Source organism: Acidiphilium sp. PM (assembly GCF_000219295.1).
Classification (GTDB): domain Bacteria; phylum Pseudomonadota; class Alphaproteobacteria; order Acetobacterales; family Acetobacteraceae; genus Acidiphilium; species Acidiphilium multivorum.
Genome location: NZ_AFPR01000156.1, coordinates 1 through 8,535, shown reverse-complemented (window position 1 = coordinate 8,535; position 8,535 = coordinate 1). Strand labels below are relative to the sequence as shown.

Below are 8,535 nucleotides of genomic sequence, written 5' to 3'. Positions count from 1 at the left end.
GCCATGATCTCCGCGGGCGCGAGGGTCGGCTCGTCCTCTGGCGGTCCGCTCACGGCGCGGCTCCGGCGGCGGGCATGGTGGCGCGGCGCGCGCCGGCGGGTCGGGTCATCGCGTCTCCAGGGCGGGCGGGCCGCCGGGCAACCGGTGGGCGGGCCCATATGGCGCGGATTCGGCGCGCCGCGCCAGTGGAAAAGTGCCGCGCGGCGGCGTGCGAGCGGTCCCATGGCGCGAAACAGGGCTGGACAAATTGTATAGACAATTGTTTGCTGGCGGCGACCACAAGAACATCGCAAGGGGGAGCAAGACGTGACCAGCGAGACCGTTCCGGGCGCCATCGAGCGCCGCGCCATCGACCCGATACCCGAATCAGAGCGGCATGGCCGGCCGGCCGCGCTGTTCACGCTGTGGTTCTCGGCGAACATGCAGATGACCACGGTGGCGACCGGGCTGGTGGCGACCGCGCTGGGGCTCGGCCTCGGCTCGGGGCTGCTGGCGATCGTGCTCGGCAATGTCGTCGGCGGGCTGTTCATGGCCTATCACGCCGCGCAGGGGCCGAAGCTCGGCATTCCGCAGATGATCCAGTCGCGCGCGCAGTTCGGCGTGGCCGGGGCGAACCTGCCGGTGGCGCTGGTGATCGTGCTCTATGTCGGGTTCTTCACCCTCAGCGCGATCCTCGGCGGCGAGGCGGCGGCGGCGCTGTTCGGCGTGTCGAAGGCGGCGGGGGTGGTGATCGTCGACGCGCTGGCCTTCGTGCTGCTGGCGTTCGGCTACGACCAGATCCACCGCTACGAGCGCTATGTGGCTCTGGTGTTCCTGCTCGTGTTCGGCGCCGTCACCATCGCGCTGCTCTCGCGCTACCACGCGATGCCGGCGGCGCCGGCGAAGGCGGCCTCGCCGGCGATGGTGGTGCTGGGGATCTCGATCTTCGCGACCTGGCAGATCACCTACGCGCCCTATGTCGCCGACTATTCGCGCTACCTGCCGGCCGATACCTCGTTCCTGCGCAGTTCGGCGCATACCTATCTCGGCTCGGTGCTGGCCTCGATCTGGATGATGAGCCTCGGGCTGCTGGCCGGGCTGGTGGCGAACAAGGCGGCGAACGCCGACACCACGCTGTTCTTCGCCGGGCTGCTCGGGCCGGGGCTGCGCTGGCTGATGCTTGTGGTCATCATGCTCGGGATCGTCGGCGCCAATGTGCTGAACCTGTACGGCGCCGCGATGTCCACCGGCACGATCCTGACCGCCGGCGGCGACACGACGCTGGCGCGGGCGGTGCTGGCCCGGGGCAGCGCGCTGCGGATCGGCGTCGGCGCCGCGATCGCGGTGATCGGCACGGCGCTCGCGGTTCTCGCGAGCGGCAGCTTCGTCGACGGGATGACCAATTTCCTGCTGCTGCTGCTCTACGTTTTCGTGCCGTGGACGGCGATCAACCTGACGGATTTCTACCTGGTGCGGCAGGGAAGCTACGATATCGGCGCGATCTATGACCCCGCCGGCATCTACCGGCGGATCAACTGGTCGACCATGGCGATCTATGCCGTCGGCATTCTCGTCGAGATCCCGTTCATGAACGCCGAGCTTTACGAGGGGCCGATCGCCCGCGCGCTGGGCGGCGCCGATATCAGCTGGCTGGTCGGGCTGGCGGTGTCCGGCGCGCTGTATTTCGCGGTGAACCGGGCGGGGCGGGGTGCGGCGGCGTGAGCGGGGCCGGGAGGTTGCGCATACAAGCCGGGAGGCGCTCCGGAAGGGCTGGAATATCCTTCCGTATAGGGGATCAAAATCACGTAAAAACGAATATCGACAGGTCAGTTCGTCTCACGTAACAGGAGGTCGTCTCGCACCTCTGGACAAGGTGCGGGGCATCTCGCGCGTCGGCCCCGGAGAGATCCGGGGTCGCTTGCTTTGGAGCCGGTGCCCGGATGGGCAGCACCGCCCTCACCTGCCGGCACCGACCGCCTGGGCGCGGCGGCGGACCCGGCCGGGTCCGATGATGCTTCAGAGGAGGAAGGGTGCCGAGACGGCCAGCGCGGCGATGACGATCACCGCCGCGGCGCGCAACGGGTGATCGTAAAGCGCGACGCTCTTGGCGCACACGCACTCGAACCAGTTGCCAGGACGCGACCGCGGGGACGCCATTGCCGTTGCTGCCTTTCGTTTGGGGACTGCCCAGGGTGAGACGCCGTGGGAGTCGGACGCCATACGCGTATGGCCATATCGGTTTCGCGGGCACCCCGGGAGAACGCATGGCCGGTATCGAATTTGTAATCCCGCCGTCGGGATTTCGACATCTGCTCAAAGGGGTGATCGCCTTCGGTCGAAGGCGGCTTGCGGCGTGAAACGTCGTGACAAGAGTCCGCAACATTGCGGCGATCCGGGCGCGCTATGCCACGGGCGGTCGCGTCGTTGCGGTATTCGGGGCGCTTCGCCCCCGGACGCGGCAAGGCGCCGCGAGGGGGCGGGCGAGGGATGCGAAAGGCGGGTTCAGGGGTTCTGCGGCGGGCGGGGCTGCGACCGCAGATAGGCTTCCAGCGCGGCGAGGTTCTGCCGCGCGGTTTCGTTGCCCTGCGCGGCGGCCTGGCGATAGAGCTCGATCGCGCGCCGCGTGTCCTGCGGGACGCCCTGGCCGGTCTGGTACATCATGGCGAGGTTGTTCTGGGCGACGGGATCGCCGCGCCGTGCCGCGAAGGCGAACCAGTGGGCGGCCATCGCATCGTCCCGCGGGACGCCCTGGCCGTTTTCGTAGAGCGAGCCGAGATAGGTCGCGGCGGCGACATTGCCGTTCCGCGCCGCCTGTTCGAGCTGGCTGACCGGCTGCGCCTGGGCGGCCTGCCAGGCGCCAAGCGTTGCGACAAACACGATCGCCGCGGCGGCGCCGCGTATCCGGTGTGCTGTCATCGTTCTCTCCTCCGCGAGCTGGTTGCACGTGAGCCCAGCGGATATCGGTCCGGCGGGCGGCCGGTTCAACAACGGGTGCGGCGGGACGAAGGCGACCCCTTGGCGAGGCGGGGGATTCGGCGGTATCCCAATGGCAAGAAAGCGATCGCTTGATCCGAGCGGCACATGGATATGGGAAACATCTTCATCCGGCTGAATTCGCTCCTGTTTCACCCCTGGATGCTGGGATTCTTGCTGCTCGGGTTCACCGGCCTGTCGGTCTGGTGTCTCGACTGGCTCATTTTCAGGCGGCGGCTGCAGGCGCGCCTCTCCGATCGCGACGACGAGGCCGGGCCCTGACCCGGACGGGGCGGATCACCACCCGGCGGCCTTGGCCATCCGGTCGAGCTCGTCCAGCCGGCTGGTGGTGATCAGGGCGGCGCATTGCGTGTCGGGCGCGGAGGCGGCCTTGAGGCGCGTCACGATCTGGGTGTCGGTGAACATGGAGAGTTCGGTGCCCTGCCGGCCGCTGTCCTCGGGCCAGAGGGTGCGGGCCGCATCGGCGGCGTCATAGGCGATCTGCTCTTCAACCAGAGATTGCCAGCGGACGGAGCGGAGATGGCAGCGGACAGCGACGACCGCCCACCACTCCATGTCGAGGAGCGGGGTGGTCTCGGTGAGGAACGTCGTCTCGCGGCGATGCGAAACGACGGGAATCGGCGGCAGGCGGGAGGCTGGCTTGATCATCGGCCCCGGTAAGGAAAGCGCGAATGCCCCCGCCACGAGAAGCGCTCGAACGCTCATGTGCCCATCCAGATAATACGAAGAGAGGCGTCTTTTTTGACTAAGGTTAATTATTTATACACTTTATGATAACGTAATATACTGAAGAAATCAATTGCTCCATAGGATGAAACTATTAATCAAAAGCAATATCGCGAACGGACGTCATGCGCGATGACTTGCGGCCGCCGGGAAAAAAGTGGCAGCCGGGCTTTGGAGGAGAACCGGCTGCCAACGGAAAGTGGGAGCATAAGCACGTGTGTCGTGCCGAGCGCCTTGTGCGTGCGGGCCGGGAGAGGGTCAACCGGGGGCGGGCGCCGGGAGCGCCCACGTTGCGGTGAGCGTGTTCACAAGATCGAAAGACGCGGCCAGGCGGGCGGCGAGCCGGAGGCCCGGCCGAGACATTATGAAACGTGGGCGTTACGCGCGAGCGACGAAGATCGCCCATGATGCGAGGCATGCATTTGGACCTCCTTGCGCACCGGCCCCGGAGCCCTCATCCGGGGCCGTTTTTCGGCCGGGGCGCGGTTCACCATCCGCCCGCCTTGGCGATGTGATCGAGCTCCCCGAGCTTGCCGGTGGACAGGAGGGCGGCGCATTGAAGCCGCGAGGCGAATTCGGCCTCGCAGCGGGCCTCGGCCTGCGCGGCGGTGAAGATCGACAGCGCCTGTTCCTGGCGCTTCCCGTCGCCCGGCCACAGGAGTTTTGCCGCGTCCGCGGATTCATGGGCGATGCGTTCCTCGATGGCGGCCTGCCATCGCGCGGTGCGGAACCGGCAGCGCACAGCCTCGACGGCCCACCATTCGAGGTCCAGAAGCGGCTGCGTTCCCTTCAGGAACGCGATCTCGCGGCGGTTGGGGCGGGCGACGATCATGGGCGGCGGATGGCAGGCCTGCCCCGTGCCGCCCAGCAGTCCCGGCATGGCGGCCAGCGCCGCGCCCGCCACGAAGACGGCGCGATGCAGCATGCGCCCCTCCCAGAATTATGAAACCAGCTGCTTTTTTGCCTTCAGGTAATTATTTTGAAAGCGAACGATAATCTCGTTGGATCAAAGATCAACTATTCAAAAAGCTTATATTCTTAAGGTTTCATTCTACCCTTGCGGGAATCCCGCCGCGCCCGCGGGCGTCGCCCCGGGCGAATGAGCGGGCAGGGTCGTTGCGGGGTGGGCGGACCAGGGGAGGATCGAGGCCGCTGGTGCGCCGGGCCGGCAAGCCGGGTAGGGACGCGACGTTGCGCGAGGCCTGCTCTACGTGGCCCGGCACCTCGCCACTGGCCGGGCTTCGCCCGCGTTGTGGGTGCGGCACTTCTACGCCAAGACGCGGTTCTACGTGATGTGCTGGCGGGCGGGCTATAGGGTGGTCACGGTTCGGCGGTTGGCGCGGGAGGCCGCCGCACAAAACTGAGACAATAGGAAAAGCCTCCGTTACACGGGGCCGCTTAAAAGCCAGTGCCGGACTTTCCTTTCAATGTCCGCTTTGAACTCCAGTTGCAGTTGGCCCCGGAGACATCCGGGGCCTTTTTGTAATCAGGCACGCCGGCGCTTGCGGCGCGCGACGAGGCCGAGGCCGAGAAGGCCGGTGCCCAAGAGGACGAGCGAGCCGGGCTCTGGAACGGTCGCCGTTATGGTCGAGAGCAACACGTTGTTCTTCGTTGCAACCACATCGAGATAGTCCCACGTGCCGATCACGTTGGTTAACGCGCCCGTATAGGTGCCGCCGGCACTCAGAAGTGTTGCGCCGATCATATTGCCGTAAGTGTTTGTGCCATAGACCGCCCATTGATCGCCACCCGGCAAGCTGCCCATCGAGAAGCCGAGATTGAGCGAATTCAGGGGTGGGCTTGAAAGGCCGGAAATATCGACCTGCACGAAGCTATTGATCACGTTAGCACTGATCTCGTCCTGATTCGTTGGATCGTTGGTCAGGCCGATACCCTGCTCACCGGGCTGAACTCCGGTCGTCGTCGGATACTGGCCATTCTTTTGATACAGATGCAGTGTTGGTCCCGACTTTGAATTCGTGGGACCAAACGGCGTCAGTGTAACAGTCTGTGCCGGATTTAGGGCAGGCGTGCTGCTGAAGGTGACAGACTGGGTGCCTGATGTGCCATCGATTATGGCGCCACCTGTGCCGCCAGTAATGACACTGTTTTTGCCACTATGGTTGTAGAAGACCCAGCTCACGACGTCGGCCTGCGCCGCGCCTGTTCCGGCGAGGCTGACGGCACTGAGCGCAGCGGCGCCGAAAATGACCGATCTTAGATAATGTGGTCTCATGAATTCCTCCTGTATGTGCCGGATTATGCCGGCTAGAGCTTCCAAGCGGCGTAGCCCGAAGGAACGCCGCCGAACTGCACAGGGCAAAAATCACGCCAAACAAAAACAGGTAATGTTATCAATACGATAGTCGTTTACTACTCGGAGTGATGTAAGAAATCCTGACAGCGGTCGATGCGTTTTGCTCTCGCATGAGATTTTCAACTCTGGAGACGCAAGATCGCCGGCGAGACCTCCGACACGGCATTTGGAGCCGGGTGCCGATGCGCCGTGGCATTAACGGTTGAATCAGCCGCTTGAGTTTGCAGCAGAAAAGCTTCCCTGCAGCGTTCCCTTGTCACGACTCGTCGTACCTATACCAACTTAGGCGTTCTTGTTGTGTATTGCTCATTAGCGGGGAATACTGTCACGATTTGGGGGTTAGAGCCGAGCGCTGCTTGTATCACTATCACCGCATGTGTAACGTTGTCTGTATCTTTTTTTTATTCTTATCAATAGATCGTCCGACGTAACCCTCTGGAATCTTTGCGGCGACTATGAATCGATTGTTCTTATGGGGATTGTTGGCCTCGCGTAACTGGTGTTCTTTATCATTTAACACTGCGGTCACGATATCTAGTACAATAGAATTATCGATTACACTCGTAACATCGAGATGAAGTGTATCAGAATTTGTTTTCTTTGCATTTTGATTATATGTGCCAATAGGTTTACCTATCTGACTAGGCTTCGTTTTATTAGTATTGAGAATTTTACGGATTTTCGCCTTCTTATTTACCGATAATTTACCATAAGCCGCCCCGCCATCAATATATAACTTCGTTTTCTTTTTGAAATACCCCTGTGGCTGTCCACCTTGTGCTGCCTCTAAAGCCGCATCCTTTGAATAGTGCTTCTCTAAAATGTGTTGATTTTCTTTCACCATCGTGAATAAATTTGTAATCCTCAGGTCCTTTATGGCGTTCACCGCTGCTACGGCATTTTGCCTGCTTATCGCCATGACTTTCTCCGTGTTACCCTGTTCAAGCGGCTATTCGTGGATCAGAATAAGAACTTTAATCGTCATTAACATGTTAGCAAAAACAACATAATTTTTACAATGACGATTCTTGTGCTCACAAATATGTGATAATCGAACAATGTGGCCGGTTGCCCCGAATGGTGAATAGGCCTCTTTTGTGCCCTATAAGTGGCGTGAATCGTTGATTTCATTGGTGCGCCGGGCAGGACTCGAACCCGCAACCAAACCGTTATGAGCGGTCCGCTCTAACCGTTGAGCTACCGGCGCACGCCGCCTGTATGGGGCCGGGGCGCGGCGATTGGCAATATCCGCCCGTGCGGCTAGAAGGCGCGCGACATCATTCAGGAGGTTCCGCCATGGACGTTTCCAAGATCCCGGCCGGCAAGGCGCCGCCGTCCGACATTCATGTGGTGATCGAGATTCCGCAGGGCTCGGCGGTGAAATACGAGGTCGACAAGGAGAGCGGGGCGGTGATGGTGGACCGCTTCCTGTTCACCCCGATGGCCTATCCGGCGGCCTACGGGTTCATTCCCAACACCCTCGCCGACGATGGCGACCCGGCGGACGCGCTGGTGCTGGTGCCGGCGGCGGTGGTGCCGGGGGCGGTGATCCGGGCGCGGCCGATCGGCGTGCTGCGGATGGAAGACGAGGCGGGGCAGGACGAGAAGATCGTCTGCGTGCCGCACGACAAGATCCACCCGCAATTCTCCGGCGTCACCGAGGTCGACCAGCTGCCGGCGATCACGCGCGACGCGATCGAGCATTTCTTCACCCATTACAAGGACCTGGAGAAGGGCAAGTGGGTGAAGGTGACCGGCTGGGAAGGCCGCGAATCCGCCGAGGCGGCGATCAGCCAGAGCCTCGCCCGCGCCGCGAAGTAGTTTTGCTCCGGCTCCGGCCCGGTGAGGGCCGGAGCGGCTTTGGAGGCCGTCAGGCCCCGGTTTCCGCCGCGAGGATGGCTTCGAGCCCCTCGCGGTAGGAGGGAAAACGCCAGGGGCGGCGCAGCGCTGCCCTGGTGCCCTCGCTCCGCACGATGCGGTTTTCCGACCAGAAGGACAGCGCCATCGGCGACATTCCGCGCCGCGCCTCGTCGAAGGGGATCAGCGGCGGCGGGGCGATGCCGAGCAGGGATGCGGCATGGGCGATGACATCGGCGCTCGGGGCGGGTTCGTCATCGGCGAAGTTGAGGATGCGCGCGCCGCCGGTGGCCGTGGCGATGGACGCGAGCGTGCCGCCGGCGATGTCGTCCACATGGATGCGGCTGAATTTTTGCCCCGGCCGGTCGATCCGGCGGGCGGTGCCGGCGCGCAGGTCGTCGAAGGCGGAGCGGCCGGGGCCGTAGATGCCGGCGAGGCGGATGACGTCGACGGCGCGGTGGTCGTTCGCCATCGCCGCCCAGTTCTGCTCCGCCTCGACGCGGCGGAGGGTGCGCGGCGAGCCGGGGGCGGGCGGCGTGGTTTCGTCGACGCTGCCGCCCTGGCGGTCGCCATAGACGCCGGTGGTGGAGAAATAGCCGATCCAGCGCAGCGCCGGGGCGGCGGCGATGGCATCGGCGCAGAGGGCGAGGAGCGGATCGCCG

The 8,535-nt window shown here is 63.5% G+C and carries 10 protein-coding genes, 1 tRNA gene and 1 pseudogene; 3 read left to right on the top strand and 9 right to left on the bottom strand.

All coding sequences use genetic code 11. The features are described from left to right. Positions 1-224, bottom strand: a pseudogene (locus APM_RS22385) (3-carboxy-cis,cis-muconate cycloisomerase); the annotation flags it as partial. Between the two features lie 82 nt (positions 225-306). Between APM_RS22385 and APM_RS07565 the strand changes: the two are divergent. Continuing rightward, positions 307-1,701, top strand: a complete 1,395-nt coding sequence (locus tag APM_RS07565; RefSeq protein WP_007422770.1) for a cytosine permease — start codon at positions 307-309, stop codon at positions 1,699-1,701. A 294-nt stretch (positions 1,702-1,995) separates the two neighbouring features. Here APM_RS07565 and APM_RS22210 read toward each other — a convergent pair whose 3' ends face one another. Together APM_RS22210 and APM_RS07560 are read right to left on the bottom strand one after the other, a co-directional pair. Next, complete coding sequence (locus APM_RS22210; RefSeq protein WP_013640845.1) at positions 1,996-2,136, bottom strand: hypothetical protein; 141 nt, start codon at positions 2,134-2,136, stop codon at positions 1,996-1,998. A 345-nt stretch (positions 2,137-2,481) separates the two neighbouring features. After that, the gene (locus tag APM_RS07560) at positions 2,482-2,895 is read right to left on the bottom strand and encodes a tetratricopeptide repeat protein (protein WP_007422769.1); all 414 of its coding nucleotides are present in this window, start codon (positions 2,893-2,895) and stop codon (positions 2,482-2,484) included. A gap of 165 nt (positions 2,896-3,060) precedes the next feature. Between APM_RS07560 and APM_RS22000 the strand changes: the two genes are divergently transcribed. Beyond that, positions 3,061-3,234, top strand: a complete 174-nt coding sequence (locus APM_RS22000; protein WP_013640846.1) for a hypothetical protein — start codon at positions 3,061-3,063, stop codon at positions 3,232-3,234. Positions 3,235-3,249: 15 nt separating this feature from the next. Here APM_RS22000 and APM_RS07555 read toward each other — a convergent pair whose 3' ends face one another. The 5 genes from APM_RS07555 to APM_RS07540 form a co-directional block, all read right to left on the bottom strand. Further along, positions 3,250-3,678 carry a hypothetical protein gene (locus tag APM_RS07555; RefSeq protein WP_012040092.1) on the bottom strand — a complete coding sequence of 143 codons (429 nt, stop codon included), beginning with the start codon at positions 3,676-3,678 and terminating at the stop codon, positions 3,250-3,252. Between the two features lie 508 nt (positions 3,679-4,186). After that, positions 4,187-4,624, bottom strand: a complete 438-nt coding sequence (locus tag APM_RS07550) for a hypothetical protein (protein WP_007422767.1) — start codon at positions 4,622-4,624, stop codon at positions 4,187-4,189. 561 nt (positions 4,625-5,185) lie between these two features. Continuing rightward, a complete protein-coding gene (locus APM_RS07545) occupies positions 5,186-5,935 on the bottom strand; it encodes a PEP-CTERM sorting domain-containing protein (protein ID WP_007422766.1) in 750 nt (249 codons plus the stop codon). A gap of 448 nt (positions 5,936-6,383) precedes the next feature. After that, entirely contained in the window at positions 6,384-6,935 is a 552-nt protein-coding gene (locus tag APM_RS21435) for a hypothetical protein (protein WP_007422765.1), read from the bottom strand. A 212-nt stretch (positions 6,936-7,147) separates the two neighbouring features. Next, positions 7,148-7,223, bottom strand: a tRNA-Ile gene (locus tag APM_RS07540). Positions 7,224-7,312: 89 nt separating this feature from the next. Between APM_RS07540 and ppa the strand changes: the two genes are divergently transcribed. Continuing rightward, positions 7,313-7,837 carry an inorganic diphosphatase gene (ppa, locus tag APM_RS07535; RefSeq protein ID WP_007422764.1) on the top strand — a complete coding sequence of 175 codons (525 nt, stop codon included), beginning with the start codon at positions 7,313-7,315 and terminating at the stop codon, positions 7,835-7,837. A gap of 49 nt (positions 7,838-7,886) precedes the next feature. Here the strand turns inward: ppa and APM_RS07530 are convergent. Continuing rightward, the coding region (locus APM_RS07530; RefSeq protein WP_007422763.1) for a hypothetical protein at positions 7,887-8,535 on the bottom strand (649 nt) is incomplete at its 5' end.